This is a genomic window from Erwinia sp. AK-PDG3-5 (assembly GCF_056821705.1).
Window position 1 is genome coordinate 3,059,945 of record NZ_CM165967.1, and the last position, 16,905, is coordinate 3,076,849.

The window sequence follows — 16,905 nt, forward strand, 5'->3', positions numbered from 1 at the left end:
GGCTGAGTGGGTGAAACTGGCGGCTATTTTGACATACACTGACCAGGAATGAACCTTTCAGTCATCGCCAGGCTCTCGGGTGGTGTTTTTTCGGACAAAAGGAGTCCGTTTTCATGCTTTTTGCGTTAAAAAAACTCGTCGGTGGCCTGTTGCTGCCCTTGCCTTTGCTGATTGTGTTGATGGCAATTGCGCTTTTGTTGCTCTGGTTCAGCCGTTGGCAGAAAACCGGCAAAATTATCCTCTCTGCTGCCTGCCTGCTGTTAGCGCTGTTAAGCCTGCAACCGGTCGCGGACAGCCTGCTTGCGCCCACCGAAAACCGCTATCCCACCTGGCAAAATCAGCAAAAAGTTGGCTATGTGGTGGTCCTGGGCGGTGGATATACCTGGAATACTGACTGGGCGCCTGGCTCCAATATGATCAACAACAGTTTGCCGCGGCTGGTTGAAGGGATCCGCTTATGGCGGGAAAACCCAGGCGCCAAATTGGTCTTTACCGGTGCGGCGGCGCAGAACAATCCGGTCAGTTCTGCCGAAGTCACATCCCGCGTCGCCCAGTCACTAGGCGTGCCACTGAGTGCGATCGTGACGCTTGATAAACCGAGGGATACCCGACAGGAAGCGGCTGAAGTGGCTAAGGTAGTGGGGAAAACACCCTTCCTGCTGGTGACATCCGCCTCACACCTGCCGCGAGCGATGATCTTTTTCCAACAGCAGGGACTGGATCCTCTGCCGGCGCCAGCCAATCAGCTGGCTATTGCCTCACCGTTGAATGTCTGGGAACGTGCAATTCCGTCGCCAATGTGGCTGGGTCACAGCGATCGGGCGATTTATGAGTGGTTGGGAAGAGCCTGGCAACGGCTGACCTCCGGGGATCGGGCCTCAACTGAGCCAGGGGAGCAGTGAGTCCGCCGCGCGTTGAAAACGACGTGCATCGAACTGGCCGGTATGAATTAGCCGGTCAGTTTCGTCCCACAGCGTGTAAAGCCAGCGCCGTGCAACAAACCCTTCCGCCACCGGAGCCTGCTTCAGGTAATGGAACAGCAGCGATTCTGCCAGCCCCTCTTCGCAAAGCCGGAACAATTCATATTCTCGCGGTGCCCACAGCATCATCCCGGGATTGATCATCGACAACAACTGGTCGCTCCACGCCTCTTTCAACATGCTGCTCAGTGACAGATTGCCGTGAACCAGCACGCAAGGATCGTTGAAATCCGCCAGCAGATTGCCGAGGTTTTCACGGCTGCGGTAAAGCACGCGCCGGTGTTCCATCGACAGCGCGTCAGGTCGCATAAACCCGAGCGTGGACCAGATCACCTCAACGCGCTGGGCATACCAGGAAACCCAGTTATTTTCCTGCGTGCTGTCGACGCTGCCGACCAGGCCGTGGCTGTCGAGCCGATGCCATGCCAGTAAGGCGGCAACAATCTGATCCTGCAACTGCAGCCAGCGCACCGGCGTGCGCGTTGGCGCTTCAACCGACACGCCGCCCATGCGCTCGATCAGCAAGACATCGTGCTGTGGCGGCTGCTGACTGACGATCAGGCCGTAAACCGTCGGCAAGCGGATGGTGCTGTCTTTGGCCAGCATCGAAAGCTTATAGGCTTCCTGTGCCGCAATGCCTTTAACATTGAAGTATTTTGCCACCATTGGTAGCGAGTGGCCTTGCTGGTCATAGAGCGAATACAGGCTGGACCAGGGTTGTTCACTGATACATTCCAGGCGACTGAGGGTTTCGCCCAATACCAGAGAAAGCTCCGAGCGGAGTTGTTCCATTTCCTCCTCCTTTAAAAAAAGTGGAGAAGGGGCCAGCGAAGGCCCCAACAGGATTACTGCATAGCCGCGCGCACGCGGGCCAAATCTTCCGGTGTATCAACACCAACGCTTGGGATCGCTTTGGCGACGGCAACGTGAATTTTTTCGCCATACCAGAGCACGCGTAGCTGCTCAAGCAGCTCAATGTGCTCCAGCGGGCTCGGCTCCCAGCTGACATAGCGGCGAATAAAGCCCGCGCGGTAGCCGTAGATGCCAATGTGACGCAGGAAGGTATCGCCGATTTCTTCGCGGGAGGTGGCAAAACGCTCACGATCCCAGGGAATGGTAGCCCGGGAAAAATAGAGCGCGTAACCTTTCGCATCCATCACGACTTTGACCGCATTCGGATTGAAGGCTTCCTCTGCGGTCTCAATCGGCACGGCTAACGTCGCCATGCCGGCTTCGCTTTTGGCCAGGTTTTCTGCCACCTGGCGGATAATAACCGGTGGGATCATCGGCTCATCGCCCTGCACGTTCACGATGATGGTGTCATCAGCAAACTGATAGCGATCGATCACTTCAGCCAATCGTTCCGTGCCGGAGTGGTGATCGGCGCGGGTCATGCACACCTCACCGCCGGCCGCTTCAACAGCACGTGCCACCTGTTCATTATCGGTAGCGACAATGACCCGATCGGCACCTGATTCCAGCGCTCGCTCCATCACATGCACTACCATCGGTTTACCCTGGATATCGACCAGCGGTTTACCCGGCAGGCGCGTTGAAGCAAAACGCGCCGGGATAATAGCGACAAAACTCATGGGTGGATCTCTTCCATGGTGAGTGAACGCGCTTCTGTCTCCAGCAGGACTGGAATGCCGTCGCGCACAGGGTAAGCGAGGCCATCAGGTTTGCAGATAAGCTCCTGCTGGTCTTTGATGTAATACAGTTTGCCGTGGCAAACAGGACAAGCAACGATTTCGAGTAAACGGTGATCCATGGTTTCTCCCTGGTGATCCCGGTCAGACAGGTCCTTAGAATATCATAGCTGGCGCGGCATCGGTTACTTCCCCGCGTGCAGGATGTTACAGCGCCCACCCTTTTTGCCAGGCACTTGCCAGCGTTTCGGGTAGCTTTTCCAGCACCACCGTCTCGGCCCCTTGCCAGCGCGCGAAGCGTGTGATGGCCTGATGCAGATCGTTGATCGTGCCCTGACTGATTTTGACGCCCTGCTCCAGCCACAGCTGTTTGATCTGCAATACTTTTTCCTTACGCAGCATTTTCGCATCCAGCCGCCCTTTCAGTGCTCCCCTGTGCAGAATTGGCAGAACAAAATAGCCATACTGCCGCTTCGCTTCCGGCGTATAACATTCCAGTCGGTAATCGAAGTTAAACAGCTCCAGCGCCCGTCTGCGGTCCCAGACCACCGGGTCAAAAGGAGACAGCAAGGTGGTGTAGGTTGCCCGGGTTCCCTGTTCGAGAAGGGGCAACAAAGCGGCATCCAGGTAACAGGCGCCCAGCGATTCCACTGCCACCGGTATCACATCCCCCTGCGCCAGCCAGTCAGCTAAAACCGCTTTTACTGGCGCGCGCTTCAGACGGTAATAATCGGGTAGCCAGGCGGCACGAAACAGCCCCAAACTTCTGGCACTGTTCCGCAACATCTGACGGACCGCCTCTGATTCTTCAATCCCATGCAGCTGGTCATCCCAGTCCGGCATCACGCGCTGCCGCAGATCGTAGACGCGCTGAAAATTGCGTCGCTCGATCACCATCAGATCGCCGGCCGTGAACAGATTTTCAAGATGGCGTTTATGCGGTTTCCACGACCACCAGCCAGGCTTCTGCCCCGGCGGGGCAGCAAAATCGGCCGATCTGACCGGGCCATTTTGTTCGATATGCATAAGCAGTTCGCCGACTTCCTGCTGCCAGTTCTCCATCCACTCGCTGTTATATTTCCATCCCATATGCTGAGGATTCAGCATGCGATGGCGCAGCAGGCGATAGTCTTCGATTGGGATAAAGCAGGCTTCATGCGCCCAGTATTCATAGAGGTTACCGCTGCTTAGCGCCTCACCCAGCCAGCTTTCGGGATAGTCGCCTACACGGCTGAATAGCACCAGATAAGGGCTGCGGGCAACGACGTGGATGGTATCAATCTGCAGTAATGACATCTGGCGGATGGCGCTGAGGATATCATCAGCCCTGGCTTTACGTCCCGGTGGCCGAAGTAGCCCCTGAGCGGCGAGGTGTAACTGGCGGGCCTGAGAAAGCGAAAGTTGGAGAGCGGACATAATGCACCTTCGTGACAAAGATGCAGTGAGTTTAGTTCTTTTCCTGAGATTTCGGCACGGAGATTGTGCGCTTTTTCAGCTTGTTAGCGTTTGGCGGTCAATGCGCAAAGCCTGTCCAGTAAGGCAGTGGAAGCGGCCTGTGGCAGTTCAGCATCCACCGGCAGGTACCACCAGTTGTCTTCCGCAAAAGACCGGACTTTCACCGCGTCTTTTTCCGTCATCAACAGCGTCTCGCCTGGCGCAAGCAATGCCGCTAACTGGGCCGGTTGATAAGATTGATGATCGGCAAAAGGCACTTCCTTAACTGGCATAACACCCTGCTGATGAAGAGTGGCAAAAAAGCGAGGAGGATGACCAATGCCGGCCATCGCCACCACGTTTGCAAGCATCATGACCGGGCAGGTTTCGCCACTGCGGATATTAACGGCATCACCAGGGTTCAGATGCATCGCCAGCTCGCCAGCCTGCGCCTCACCGCCATTGGTAACGATCGCATCAACGGTTCTCAAACGGGAAGCACGCTCACGCATCGGGCCCGCGGGAAGCCACCAGCCATTGCCAAAACGACGCTTGCCGTCGATGACCACAATCTCGAAGTCTCTCGCTAAGGCGTAATGTTGCAGGCCATCGTCGGTAATGATGATGTCGATGTTCGCCTGCTCAGTGAGCGCCTGAACGGCCTCTTTTCTGACAGGTGAGACCGCCACCGCAGTCCCTGTGCGCTGATAAATAAGCACAGGTTCATCACCCGCTTGCGCGGTTGTGGTGCGGTTATCCAGTACCAGCGGATAGCAATCGGCCTTACCGCCGTAGCCTCTTGAAACGACGCCGACACGCAGACCACGCTGCTGCAAAGCCTGTACCAGCCAGATCACAACCGGCGTTTTGCCGTTGCCTCCGGCTGTCAGGTTGCCCACCACTACCACCGGAACGGTAGCGCGCCACGCTTTCCGCAGGCCCCAGACATAGCTGAGGCGGATCAGGTTGCTAATCAGGCCGTACAGCCAGCTTAACGGAACCAGCAGCAGATATAGCGCGGAGCGTCCGCTCCAGATGCGTTCAATCATTGACCAAACTGCATCTTATGGAGCTGGGCATACACGCCACGATGTTCCAACAAATCGGCATGGCTTCCGCGCTCAACAATGTAGCCGTCTTCCACCACCACAATCTCATCGGCCTTTTCAATAGTGGAAAGACGGTGAGCGATAACCAGTGAAGTACGATTTTTCTGCAGTTCATCCAGCGCTGACTGAATGGCGCGTTCAGATTCTGTATCCAGTGCAGACGTCGCTTCATCCAGGATCAGGATTGGGCTGTCACGCAGCAATGCGCGGGCAATGGCAATACGCTGACGCTGACCACCGGAAAGCAGCACGCCGTTTTCACCGATAATGGTATCAAGCCCTTTATCCATCTTGTTGATGAAGTCCATGGCATGGGCCATGGTGGCGGCCTTCTCAATATCTTCGCGGCTGTACTTCTCGGTACGGGCATAGGCAATGTTATTTGCCACCGTATCGTTAAACAGATGGACATTCTGTGAAACCAGCGCGACCTGATTACGCAGCGAGCTGAGCGTGTATTCGCGCAGATCGTGGCCATCCATCAGGATCTCGCCCTGCTGAATATCGTAGAAACGCGTCATCAGGCTGGCAATGGTGGATTTACCCGATCCTGAACGTCCAACCAAGGCAACAGTTTTCCCCGCGGGGATCGCCAGGTTGATATTATGCAACGCAGGCGTTTCGCGGCCCGGATAGGTGAAGGTGACGTTGCGGAATTCAACGTCACCTTTAGCGCGTTCAATCACACGCTTACCGGTGTCTTCTTCCTGCTCGGTATCAAGGATTGAGAACAGCGTCTGGCAGGCAGCCATTCCGCGCTGGAACTGCGCATTGACGTTAGTCAGCGATTTCAGCGGGCGCATCAGGGCAATCATCGAAGAGAAGACTACGGTGATTGTACCGGCGGTCAAGGTCGCCATCACGCTTGGGAAGCTTGCCGCGTACAGTACGAAGGCCAGCGCCAGAGAAGCAATCAGCTGAATAATTGGATCGGAGATAGAAGAGGCTGAAACCAGCTTCATCCCCTGCTGGCGCATATGGTTACTCACGCGCGCGAAGCGTTGGCTTTCCACTTCCTGTCCGCCAAAAATCAGCACTTCTTTATGCCCTTTCAGCATTTGCTCAGCACTGGTGGTCACATGCCCCATCGTGTTCTGCATGGTTTTGCTGATGTTTCTGAAGCGTTTTGAAACGGTACGAATAGCAAAAGAGACGATAGGTGCCAGTAAAATCAGGATCAGCGACAGCTGCCAGCTGTAGTAGAACATCATGATGAACAGGCCAATAATCGAGGCCCCTTCACGCACGACGGTGACCAGCGCACTGGAAGATGAGGAAGCAACCTGCTCGGAGTCGTAGGTAATACGCGAGAGCAACGTCCCGGTGGACTGCTGATCGAAGAAGGCTACCGGCATTCCCATCATGTGGCTGAACAGGCGACGGCGCATACTCATCACAACGTTGCCGGAGACCCAGGAGATGCAGTAACTCGAGATATAACTGGTGACGCCGCGGATTAACATTAAGCCAATCACCGCCAGAGGCATCCAAATCAGGACGGAAGAGTCAGCCTTACCAAAACCGTCATCCAGTAATGGTTTCAGCAGTGACAGCATTAATGTATCTCCCGCCGCGTTCAGTACCAGTGCTACCGCAGCCACAATCAATCCGGGTTTAAACGGTTTGATCATCGGCCAGAGGCGACGGAATGTCTGCCAGGTGGAGAGATCTTTTTCCTGATGCATTATTTAACCAGCTTTTATTGAAAATAGCCGCTCATTCTACCTGGAATAACGTGGTACGCCAAACCACTGATGATACCAACGGCTCATTATTTGCGCTCTCAGACTGCTAAGGTGCCAGTTTTTATCAAAAAAATGCACGCTAAGCTGCCCCTCAAGCGCCGTGTCATGCCAGATGTAATCATAATTTTGGTAGCGTTTAATTACTTTTTCCGCCGGTAATTTCCATGCGCTGTAGCGCGCCGCGGAGGCCAGAGCGACCTTTCCGCCCACGGCTCTGAGAAAAGGAGGCACTGAGGACGTACTGCTACCGTGGTGAGGAACCTGCATAATATCGGCACCAATTGACGCCCGATGATATCGAACTAAATCATATTCAGCCTGCGCCTCGATATCCCCCGTTAACAACACGCGCCATTTTCCATCACTTACCCTGATTACACAGGATTGATTATTTCCGGCCTCAGTTTGTCCTGTCGGTGGCCAAATTGCCTGAAAAGACAGGTTTTGCCAGCGCCAGTTCACGCCCTGCTCACACGGTAAATGTCCGGGTGTTCCCAGCCCGCTGTGTATTACCGCTTCAGGAAAAGCCGTTTGCAGACTTTCCAGTCCGCCGATGTGGTCCAGATGACCGTGGCTCAACAAAATGTGTTTAACCTTAAGCCCCTGCCATCCTAACCAGGGAATGATCTGGGATTTGGCTGCATCGCCACCCGGCCAGCTATTGCCAGTATCGTAGACTAACGCCTCGCCGTTGGCTGAAATCACTACGGCAAGGCCATGCCCGATATCCAACATATCCAGCCGCCACTTGGGTTCCTCATTATTCAGCCGCCAGCAGGCTAATGCCAAACCGAAGCTCAGAACGGTCATCGGTGAAGAGCGCCACCAGCAGAAACGACAGGCAATCACCGTCAGCCAAATCGCTGCACTTATCGGCAGCGCCTGTCTGTTCATATCGATCCAACCCGACGGCAACAGAGCCAGAGGAACGAAGACCGCTTCAAGCGAACGATCGGCAAACCACCAGAAAGCCTGACTAAGTGGCGCTAAAGGTAGAAATGCTAAAGCCGCAAGGATCAGCGGCACTGAGATGAAGGTGACAACCGGCACTGCCCAGATATTCGCCAGCAAGGCGCTGATACTGATACCGTGAAAAATCAGCAGTTGTATCGGCATCATAATCAAAAATATGCCCAGCTGAAGGTGGAGTAACTGCAAAGGTAACCAGCGTTTCTTGCCGGCGAATTTTGTCGGTAATGGGAACCAGTGAAACCAGAACAACAATCCCGCTACGGCCACCGCCGACAGCCATAAGCTGTCAGAGAGCAGACTCAACGGGTCAAAGAAAATAATGGTCGCGATGCAGATGCCCCAGACCTGCCAGTTACTGCAGCGGACACCTGATAACCGTAAGGTACCCCACAAACTGACCGCTAATACGGCCCTGAGTGATGGTGGATTTGCACCCGCAAGCCAGCAATAGACTCCTGCGACAAGCAGCCCACACATCAAGGGGAAACGATAGCCAATCCACGCTGCGCTGAAAGCCAACTGTAAGCCCCTGGCAAATAACCAGCCTACACTGGCCGCCAGACTGATATGCATACCTGAAATGGCCATCAGATGTGCCGTTCCCGTCTCTCTTAGCAACTGTGTCATCTGCTGGCTGACGTCTCCCCGCTCGCCAAACGCCAGCGCAGAGAGAATCGCCTGCCAGGGAAACTCAACATAGTAACTGCGGCTGCGTTGGATAATTCGTTCACGCCAGCTGCAGGTGCTATCGATTGGCGTCAGCGACATTATTCTTCCACTTAGCGGCGTACTGTTCGCCAGTGCAAATCGTTGTGCATCAAACCCCCCTTCATTCAATCGGGCATGAACTGGCCGCAGTTTCAGCGTCATTTGCCAGCGTTGACCGCTACAAAATGACTGGTTAATCTCCTTGCTGCTGACCAGAGTAAACACTGGTGGAAATATCCTTCGCCCATCAACGCTGATAATCCGCATTTTTAGCCGCTCAGAATTAACCAGTACGGCTTCTATCTGCGTCGTGGCCGTTATCGTCCTTGCGGACAACAATTCAATTTGTTCGGACAGGGTTCTTGCCGACATAACCAGCCACAGAAAGAGTAAAACGCATAACGCGATATCTTTCAGCCAGCGTTGGCGCTGCATCAGCAAGTACAGAGAAGGGAGGATCAGCCACAGGTCATAACGGGCGGCAGGTAGCCGCGGAAGGAACGTCAGGGGTAACATCGCGATGAGGAGCCACATAGCAAGGCGGCTGAGGCTGTAAGGCATGACGGTTCTCCATTATTCCGTCAGCAGACTTTATCCTCAGCGAAGAGAGGATGCAGCCACAGTGACGCTCCGCTGAAATGCGGCGCGCAATCTTTCGATGGGTCTTGCAGGTTCCTGCTTTTTATTGCGGCCCTGCCCGCACCGCTGTGCCAAATTTCAGGCAAAAAAAAACGACACCGAAGTGTCGTTTTATCGCGTAGTGCTAAGCGTTAGCCGTAGATATTTGCACGGTCACGCAACTCTTTACCTGGCTTGAAGTGTGGAACGTATTTACCTTCCAACTCCACTTTGTCACCCGTTTTAGGGTTACGGCCGGTACGAGGCGCGCGGTAATGCAAAGAAAAACTGCCGAAACCCCGGATTTCAATGCGTTCGCCTTGCGCCAAAGTGGTCGCCATGTGCTCAAGCATCTCTTTTACCGCATCCTCAACGACTTTCGCCGGAATATGAGAGTGCTGGCCAGCAAGTCTTTCAATAAGTTCTGACTTGGTCATAAATCCTCCGGTAAATTCCTGTTGGAAAAGCTCTGACAGTAACGGCTATTTCAGGGCGACTTATGCCGCCCTGTTGCAAAAGCAATTACTCGCCTTTAGCTGCTTTGAAAGCTTCAGCCATAGCGTTAGAGAAGTTGCCTTCTTCCTGTTTGGTGTTAACAGTCGCAATGGCTTCTTTCTCGTCAGCCTGGTCCTTCGCACGAACAGACAGGCTAACAACGCGGTTTTTACGGTCAACACCGGTGAATTTGGCTTCAACATCGTCGCCAACATTCAGAACCAGAGTTGCGTCTTCTACGCGGTCAACTGAAGCTTCAGAAGCGCGCAGGTAACCTTCAACGCCGTCTGCCAGTTCAACTGTAGCACCTTTAGCATCAACAGCAGTCACTTTACCGTTAACAATTGCACCTTTCTTATTCAGAGAGATGTAGTTGTTGAACGGATCTTCTGCCAGCTGCTTAACGCCCAGGGAGATGCGCTCGCGCTCTGCGTCAACTTGCAGTACAACAGCAGCGATTTCGTCGCCTTTCTTGTATTCACGAACTGCTTCTTCTCCGGTAGCGTTCCAGGAGATGTCAGACAGGTGAACCAGGCCGTCGATGCCGCCGTCCAGGCCGATGAAGATACCGAAGTCAGTGATTGACTTGATTTTACCTTCAACACGGTCGCCCTTGTTGTGGGTTTCTGCAAACTGCTGCCATGGGTTGTTTTTACACTGCTTCAGACCCAGGGAGATACGACGACGTTCTTCGTCGATATCCAGAACCATAACTTCAACAACATCGCCAACGTTAACAACTTTGGACGGATGGATGTTTTTGTTGGTCCAATCCATTTCTGAAACGTGTACCAGGCCTTCAACGCCTTCTTCGATTTCAACGAAGCAGCCGTAGTCGGTCAGGTTAGTTACACGGCCAGTCAGACGAGTCCCTTCTGGGTAACGCTTAGCGATAGCGACCCAAGGATCTTCGCCCAGCTGTTTCAGGCCCAGAGACACACGGGTACGCTCGCGGTCGAACTTCAGCACTTTAACAGTGATTTCGTCGCCCACGTTGACAATTTCGCTTGGATGCTTAACGCGTTTCCATGCCATGTCAGTGATATGCAACAGGCCATCAACGCCGCCCAGATCAACGAATGCACCGTAGTCAGTCAGGTTCTTAACGATACCTTTAACTTCCATGCCTTCCTGCAGGTTTTCCAGCAGCTGATCGCGCTCTGCGCTGTTTTCGGATTCGATAACCGCACGACGTGAAACAACCACGTTGTTACGTTTCTGATCCAGCTTGATTACTTTGAATTCAAGCTCTTTGCCTTCCAGGTGCAGAGTATCACGCACTGGACGCACATCAACCAGGGAACCTGGCAGGAACGCACGAATGCCGTTCAGCTCAACAGTGAAGCCGCCCTTGACCTTGCCGTTGATAACACCGGTAACGGTTTCAGCTTCTTCGTATGCTTTTTCCAGCGTGATCCAGGCTTCGTGACGCTTAGCTTTCTCACGGGACAGCAGAGTTTCACCGAAGCCGTCTTCAACAGCGTCCAGAGCTACGTCAACTTCGTCGCCAACCTGGATTTCCAGTTCGCCGGCTGCGTTCTTAAACTGTTCTACAGGAATTGCAGATTCAGATTTCAGGCCCGCATCAACCAGGACGATGTCTTTGTCGATAGAGACAACAACACCACGAACGATGGAACCCGGACGGGTTTCGATTTCTTTCAGGGACTCTTCAAAGAGTTGAGCAAAAGATTCAGTCATATTGATAATCTTATGGATTCTTCAATTTAACGTCCACCTGACATCCTGACGGGTGGGGTTGTTTCACATGCCCCATGACGTCCATATCACAGGGTTAGGGGATTCTTATGGGCAGTTCAGCCCGTGATTCACTGCGGCAATGACAACTTTTCACGCGCATAATTGAGTGCAGTTTCAATAACTTGCTCAATCGACATGCTGGTTGAATCCAGCACCAGCGCATCGTCTGCCGGTATCAGTGGTGCAATGGCGCGATTACGATCGCGGTCATCACGTTCTTTTATCTCGGATAAAAGGCGCTCAAAGTTAACACTAAAGCCTTTATCCTGCAACTGTAGCATACGACGGTGCGCACGCTCTTCCGAGCTGGCATCCAGGAAGATTTTCACCGGCGCATCAGGAAAAACTACGGTGCCCATATCGCGACCATCAGCAATCAAACCTGGCAAATCCCTGAAACCGCGCTGACGACGCAGCAATGCTTCTCGTACGCGAGGAAATGCAGCCACTTTTGACGCGGTGTTGCTGACATCCTGAGTGCGGATTTCGCCAGAAACATCTTCCCCTTCAAGGATCACTTCCATCTCACCGTTAGTTGAAACAAAACGCACGTCGAGATGGGCTGCAATCGGCACCAGTGCTTCTTCAGAAGTAATATCCACCTGATGATGCAAAGCAGCCAATGCCAGTACGCGGTAGATCGCGCCCGAATCCAGTAGATGCCATTGCAAGGCTTCAGCCATCGCTTTACACAGGGTCCCTTTACCAGCACCGCTTGGGCCATCAATCGTGATCACCGGGGCTATAGCTGTCATCTCATTCTCCTGTCGGTGGAATGCCTGTTAGCTGCCCAGGCAAATATCGACGGGCATTATACGCAGCTTACGCAGGGATCGTTACCCCTAAGCCTGGTCGAGATTAAATTATTTGTCAGATTAATGCTGATGATGGGAGGAACAACCTTGCAGGACGTGAGTTGGCTCGCAATCCGCTGCACCTGAATGCAGCGGATTTGCAGAATTATGCCAACTGACTGATACGCGCCAGCTGCTCAAAATAGTCAGGGAAGGTTTTCGCGGTACAGCCTGGATCAAGAATAGTGACCGGCGTTGAGGATAGCGCTACCAGCGAGAAACACATCGCCATACGGTGATCGTTATAAGTGCCAATCTCAGCAAACTTCAGCTTTTCGGGTGGCGTCACGCGAATGTAATCGTGGCCCTCTTCCACTTCAGCGCCGACTTTACGCAATTCCGTTGCCATTGCAGCCAGACGATCGGTTTCCTTAACGCGCCAGTTGTAAATGTTACGCATCACGGTAGTGCCTTTGGCAAACAGTGCCGCCGTTGCAATTGTCATCGCCGCATCAGGTATGTGGTTCATATCCAGATCGATGGCGTTAAGATCGCCACGGGTACAGGAAATATAGTCATCTCCCCACTCAATCACCGCGCCCATTTGCTCCAGCACATCGGCAAAGCGGATATCGCCCTGCATGCTGTTACGGCCAATACCGGTCACCTTTACGGTTCCGCCTTTAATGGCCGCAGCGGCCAGGAAATAGGAAGCTGAAGAAGCATCACCTTCAACCAGGTATTCTCCGGGTGAAACATACTGCTGATTTCCGGCAATGTGGAATTCACGGTAGTTATCATTCTTCACTTCAACGCCGAACGTACGCATCAGGTTCAGAGTGATGTCGATATAAGGCTTAGAAACCAGCTCGCCTTTGATCACAATTTTGGTTTCGTTCGGTGCCAGCGGAGCCGTCATTAACAGAGCGGTAAGAAACTGGCTTGATACGCTGCCATCCACCGACACTTCGCCACCGCTAAAGCCGCCTTTAAGATGCAGCGGCGGATAATCTGTTTGCTCAAGGTAGCTCACTTCAGCCCCCCCCTGACGCAACGCATCAACCAGGTGCCCAATCGGACGCTCTTTCATCCGGGGTTCACCGGTTAAGACAATGTCATTACTTCCGAGGCAAAGTGCTGCAGCCAGGGGGCGCATGGCGGTGCCGGCGTTACCTAAAAAGAGTTCTACCGGGCCTTTCGCATGCAGTGGACCATCCTGACCAGTGACTTCACAGACAGTCCGATCGTCGGAAAGCGAGTAACTGACGTTCAGCGCTTTCAATGCCGTCAGCATATGGCGCACATCATCACTGTCCAGCAAGTTGGTCAGACGAGTGGTGCCTTTAGCCAGCGCCGCCAGCAACAACGCGCGGTTTGATACGCTTTTGGAGCCGGGTAAGTTTACGATGCCATCGACCAGCGCGACAGGTTGTAGGGTCAGGGATTCCAACATGCGAAACATATTCTCCAAATTAAAAACAATAAAACCCCGCAGCCTTGCGGGGTTCCAATTGGCTACGAGCAATCAGGCTGACTTAGCCGCGACGACGCTCGAAATCGATCATGAAATCAGTCAGTGCTTTCACACCTTCTAACGGCATCGCATTGTAAATTGAGGCACGCATGCCGCCAACTACGCGGTGGCCTTTCAGCGCATGCAAGCCAGCTGCGACAGATTCTTCGAGGAACAGGTTATCCAGCGAAGAGTCGGCCAGCAGGAAAGGCACGTTCATGCGAGAACGGTTGGCCGTCGCCACTTCGTTACGGTAGAAACCACTGTTATCAATGGTGCTGTACAACAGGTCGGCTTTAGCCTGATTGCGCTTATCGAGTTCGGCCACGCCGCCCTGCTCTTTCAGCCATTTGAATACCAGGCCAGAAAGGTACCAGGCAAAGGTTGGTGGCGTATTGAACATCGATTCGTTTTCGCTGAGCACCTTGTAATCCAGAATCGAAGGCAGCTCTTTCTTCGCCTTACCTAACAGGTCTTCACGAACGATGACAAGGGTTAAGCCTGCCGGTCCAATGTTCTTCTGCGCGCCAGCATAGATCACGCCGTAACGATTGATATCCAGTGGGGACGAAAGAATGGTTGAGGAGAGATCGGCCACCACCACTTTATCACCAAAATCTGGCTCTTCATTAATAGCAACGCCATCAATGGTTTCATTCGGGCAGTAGTGAACGTAGGCAGCATCATCAGACAGTGCCCAACTGCTCATTGGGGTGATTGCCCGCAGGCCATCTACCTTGGTTTGCGCGTCGATGACGTGAGGTGTGCAGTATTTCAGCGCTTCTTTAATTGCGCTATGTGCCCAATAGCCACCATCAACATAATCGGCGGTGGTCTTATTGCCTAACAGGTTCATTGGGATCGCCGCAAACTGTGCACGCGCCCCACCGTGGCAGAACAAGACTTTGTAGTTCGAAGGGATCTTTAACAGGTCACGAAAATCTTTCTCAGCCTCTTCGGCAACCTGAATAAATTCTTTACTGCGATGGCTAATTTCCATCACGGACGTCCCTAATCCCTGCCAGTTACGCAGTTCTTGTTCGGCACGACGCAGAACTTCCGCCGGCAGCATCGCTGGGCCGGAGCTAAAATTGAAAACCTGACTCATTTCCCCTCACCACTTTCAGATCAATCGATTGCTATTCTGCTATCGGTTTTATCATTGCCCATCCGCCGCTGCAATGATTAATCGGGTCAACCGACCAGTTCCGGAATGATGCCGCCGGGTGACAACAGGAATTTCCCCCCTCGCGTAGCGGATCGAACAGAAACCCCGTATCATTGCGCACTTTCGGCACAACCCAAAACGAGTGGGCACTATGACGCAAACGTATATTCCAGGCAAAGACGCCGCGCTGGAAGATTCCATCGCACGCTTTCAGCAAAAATTGCAGGATCTGGGCTTCAATATTGAAGAAGCTTCCTGGCTGAACCCGGTTCCACACGTCTGGTCCGTTCACATCAGAGACCGCGACTGCCCGCTGTGTTTTACCAACGGTAAAGGCGCCAGTAAGAAAGCTGCCCAGGCCTCCGCGCTGGGCGAATACTTCGAACGTCTGTCGACTAACTACTTTTTCGCCGACTTCTGGTTGGGTAACAAGGTGGCCAACGGTGACTTCGTTCATTACCCAAATGAAAAATGGTTCCCACTGCCAGAAGACGACAGCCTGCCAGCCGGTATTCTGGACGAACGTCTGACCGCCTTTTATGATCCAGAGCAGGAAGTCAGCGCCAGCGATCTGATTGATCTGCAGTCTGGCAATAGCGATCGCGGTATTTGCGCCCTGCCATTCACGCGTCAGTCCGACCAGAAGACGGTTTACATTCCGATGAACATTATCGGTAATCTTTACGTATCGAACGGCATGTCAGCCGGTAACACGCCTAATGAAGCGCGTGTTCAGGGCCTGTCCGAAGTGTTCGAACGCTACATCAAAAATCGCATTATTGCCGAATCCATCAGTCTGCCGTTGATTCCGCAAGCCGTGCTGGATCGTTATCCGGGCGTGGTGGAATCCATCAATAAACTGGAAGCCGAAGGGTTCCCGATTTTCTCCTACGATGCTTCGCTCGGTGGCAAGTACCCCGTTATCTGCGTAGTCCTTTTCAACCCAGAAAATGGCACCTGTTTCGCTTCATTTGGCGCACACCCTGACTTTGGCGTGGCGCTGGAGCGTACCGTTACCGAACTGCTGCAGGGCCGTAGCCTGAAAGATTTGGATGTGTTCACGCCGCCAACCTTCGATGATGAAGAAGTCGCTGAACATGCCAACCTCGAGACGCACTTCATTGATTCAAGCGGCCTGATCTCCTGGGACATGTTCAAAGACGATGCCGACTATCCGTTTGTTGACTGGCGTTTCGACGGGTCAACGGAAGAAGAGTTCGCGACACTGATGGCGATCTTCAAAGCTGAAGATCAGGAAGTCTACATCGCCGATTACCAGCATCTCGACGTCTACGCTTGTCGTATCATCGTGCCGGGTATGTCTGATATTTATCCTGCGGAAGATCTGCTGCTGGCTAACAACAGCATGGGCGCATATCTGCGCGAAACGCTGCTGTCGTTGCCAGAAACTCAGTGGGAAAAAGAGGACTATCTGTCACTGATTGAGCGTCTGGATGAAGACGGTCACGATGACTTCACCCGTGTTCGCGAGTTGCTTGGCCTGGCAACGGGTAAAGACAATGGTTGGTACACGCTACGTATTGGTGAGCTGAAAGCGATGCTGGCGCTGGCCGGTGGCGATCTGGATCAGGCGCTGATCTGGACGGAATGGACCATGGAGTTCAACAACTCTATCTTCACTCCAGCGCGCGCTAACTACTATCGTTGCCTGCAAACGTTGCTGCTGTTGAGTCAGGAAGAAGGACGCGATCCGGTGCAGTATCATACTGCATTTGTGCGGATGTACGGTCTGGATGCGGTTGAAGCCGCTTCGGCTGCGATCGGTGGCGAAGCCCCCTTCTATGGTCTGCAGTCAGTTGACGAAGACCTGATGGCCTTCCCGGCTCATCAGTCCTTGCTTGCCGCTTACGAGAAACTGCAACAGGCAAAACGCCTCAACTGGAAATAAGACTTCAGGGCAATCGGGAACGGTCTCGATTGCCCTTTTCACATACCTTT

Annotated in this window: 14 protein-coding genes; 2 read left to right on the top strand and 12 right to left on the bottom strand. The window is 53.3% G+C overall.

What is annotated here, in order from left to right; translation table 11 throughout:
* Window positions 1-113: 113 nt before the first annotated feature.
* A complete protein-coding gene (elyC, locus tag AC1UKS_RS14170; RefSeq protein ID WP_482434139.1) occupies window positions 114-902 on the top strand; it encodes an envelope biogenesis factor ElyC in 789 nt (262 codons plus the stop codon).
* On the opposite strand, the gene AC1UKS_RS14175 is transcribed toward elyC, so the two are convergent.
* The 12 genes from AC1UKS_RS14175 to serC form a co-directional block, all read right to left on the bottom strand.
* Window positions 879-1,772: a YcbJ family phosphotransferase gene (locus tag AC1UKS_RS14175; RefSeq protein ID WP_013201535.1), complete on the bottom strand. Its 894-nt coding sequence runs from the start codon at window positions 1,770-1,772 to the stop codon at window positions 879-881. The genes elyC and AC1UKS_RS14175 overlap by 24 nt on opposite strands.
* 53 nt (window positions 1,773-1,825) lie before the next feature.
* Window positions 1,826-2,572 carry a 3-deoxy-manno-octulosonate cytidylyltransferase gene (gene kdsB / locus AC1UKS_RS14180; protein WP_338569578.1) on the bottom strand — a complete coding sequence of 249 codons (747 nt, stop codon included), beginning with the start codon at window positions 2,570-2,572 and terminating at the stop codon, window positions 1,826-1,828.
* Window positions 2,569-2,751, bottom strand: coding sequence for a Trm112 family protein (locus AC1UKS_RS14185; protein ID WP_013201533.1), 183 nt, complete (start codon window positions 2,749-2,751; stop codon window positions 2,569-2,571). The genes kdsB and AC1UKS_RS14185 overlap by 4 nt, the downstream gene beginning before the upstream one ends.
* An 85-nt stretch (window positions 2,752-2,836) precedes the next feature.
* Entirely contained in the window at window positions 2,837-4,045 is a 1,209-nt protein-coding gene (locus AC1UKS_RS14190; protein ID WP_482434141.1) for a winged helix-turn-helix domain-containing protein, read from the bottom strand.
* Between the two features lie 83 nt (window positions 4,046-4,128).
* Window positions 4,129-5,112: a tetraacyldisaccharide 4'-kinase gene (gene lpxK, locus AC1UKS_RS14195; RefSeq protein ID WP_482434143.1), complete on the bottom strand. Its 984-nt coding sequence runs from the start codon at window positions 5,110-5,112 to the stop codon at window positions 4,129-4,131.
* On the bottom strand, window positions 5,109-6,857 hold the full coding sequence (gene msbA / locus AC1UKS_RS14200; protein ID WP_013201530.1) for a lipid A ABC transporter ATP-binding protein/permease MsbA: 1,749 nt from the start codon (window positions 6,855-6,857) through the stop codon (window positions 5,109-5,111). Before msbA ends, lpxK begins: the two co-directional genes overlap by 4 nt.
* 36 nt (window positions 6,858-6,893) lie before the next feature.
* A complete protein-coding gene (locus AC1UKS_RS14205) occupies window positions 6,894-9,158 on the bottom strand; it encodes a ComEC family protein (RefSeq protein ID WP_482434145.1) in 2,265 nt (754 codons plus the stop codon).
* A 209-nt stretch (window positions 9,159-9,367) separates the two neighbouring features.
* On the bottom strand, window positions 9,368-9,652 hold the full coding sequence (gene ihfB, locus AC1UKS_RS14210; protein WP_013201528.1) for an integration host factor subunit beta: 285 nt from the start codon (window positions 9,650-9,652) through the stop codon (window positions 9,368-9,370).
* 85 nt (window positions 9,653-9,737) lie between these two features.
* The gene (gene rpsA, locus AC1UKS_RS14215; RefSeq protein WP_013201527.1) at window positions 9,738-11,411 is read right to left on the bottom strand and encodes a 30S ribosomal protein S1; all 1,674 of its coding nucleotides are present in this window, start codon (window positions 11,409-11,411) and stop codon (window positions 9,738-9,740) included.
* 128 nt (window positions 11,412-11,539) lie between these two features.
* Complete coding sequence (gene cmk, locus AC1UKS_RS14220; protein WP_013201526.1) at window positions 11,540-12,226, bottom strand: (d)CMP kinase; 687 nt, start codon at window positions 12,224-12,226, stop codon at window positions 11,540-11,542.
* Window positions 12,227-12,431: 205 nt separating this feature from the next.
* Window positions 12,432-13,715, bottom strand: a complete 1,284-nt coding sequence (aroA, locus tag AC1UKS_RS14225) for a 3-phosphoshikimate 1-carboxyvinyltransferase (protein WP_482436993.1) — start codon at window positions 13,713-13,715, stop codon at window positions 12,432-12,434.
* Window positions 13,716-13,800: 85 nt separating this feature from the next.
* A complete protein-coding gene (gene serC, locus AC1UKS_RS14230; RefSeq protein ID WP_482434147.1) occupies window positions 13,801-14,886 on the bottom strand; it encodes a 3-phosphoserine/phosphohydroxythreonine transaminase in 1,086 nt (361 codons plus the stop codon).
* Between the two features lie 211 nt (window positions 14,887-15,097).
* Here serC and ycaO point away from each other — a divergent pair, with 211 nt between their 5' ends.
* Window positions 15,098-16,855, top strand: coding sequence for a 30S ribosomal protein S12 methylthiotransferase accessory factor YcaO (ycaO, locus tag AC1UKS_RS14235; RefSeq protein WP_482434148.1), 1,758 nt, complete (start codon window positions 15,098-15,100; stop codon window positions 16,853-16,855).
* Window positions 16,856-16,905: the final 50 nt, after the last annotated feature.

What these genes read in the sequence shown, in the direction of transcription:
- AC1UKS_RS14190 (WP_482434141.1), bottom strand. Translation starts at nt 4,045, where the DNA reads ATGTCCGCTCTCCAACTTTCGCTTTCTCAGGCCCGCCAGTTACACCTC.
- rpsA (WP_013201527.1), bottom strand. Translation starts at nt 11,411, where the DNA reads ATGACTGAATCTTTTGCTCAACTCTTTGAAGAGTCCCTGAAAGAAATC.
- kdsB (WP_338569578.1), bottom strand. Translation starts at nt 2,572, where the DNA reads ATGAGTTTTGTCGCTATTATCCCGGCGCGTTTTGCTTCAACGCGCCTG.
- ihfB (WP_013201528.1), bottom strand. Translation starts at nt 9,652, where the DNA reads ATGACCAAGTCAGAACTTATTGAAAGACTTGCTGGCCAGCACTCTCAT.
- elyC (WP_482434139.1), top strand. Translation starts at nt 114, where the DNA reads ATGCTTTTTGCGTTAAAAAAACTCGTCGGTGGCCTGTTGCTGCCCTTG.
- msbA (WP_013201530.1), bottom strand. Translation starts at nt 6,857, where the DNA reads ATGCATCAGGAAAAAGATCTCTCCACCTGGCAGACATTCCGTCGCCTC.
- cmk (WP_013201526.1), bottom strand. Translation starts at nt 12,226, where the DNA reads ATGACAGCTATAGCCCCGGTGATCACGATTGATGGCCCAAGCGGTGCT.
- AC1UKS_RS14175 (WP_013201535.1), bottom strand. Translation starts at nt 1,772, where the DNA reads ATGGAACAACTCCGCTCGGAGCTTTCTCTGGTATTGGGCGAAACCCTC.
- lpxK (WP_482434143.1), bottom strand. Translation starts at nt 5,112, where the DNA reads ATGATTGAACGCATCTGGAGCGGACGCTCCGCGCTATATCTGCTGCTG.
- serC (WP_482434147.1), bottom strand. Translation starts at nt 14,886, where the DNA reads ATGAGTCAGGTTTTCAATTTTAGCTCCGGCCCAGCGATGCTGCCGGCG.
- ycaO (WP_482434148.1), top strand. Translation starts at nt 15,098, where the DNA reads ATGACGCAAACGTATATTCCAGGCAAAGACGCCGCGCTGGAAGATTCC.
- AC1UKS_RS14185 (WP_013201533.1), bottom strand. Translation starts at nt 2,751, where the DNA reads ATGGATCACCGTTTACTCGAAATCGTTGCTTGTCCTGTTTGCCACGGC.
- AC1UKS_RS14205 (WP_482434145.1), bottom strand. Translation starts at nt 9,158, where the DNA reads ATGCCTTACAGCCTCAGCCGCCTTGCTATGTGGCTCCTCATCGCGATG.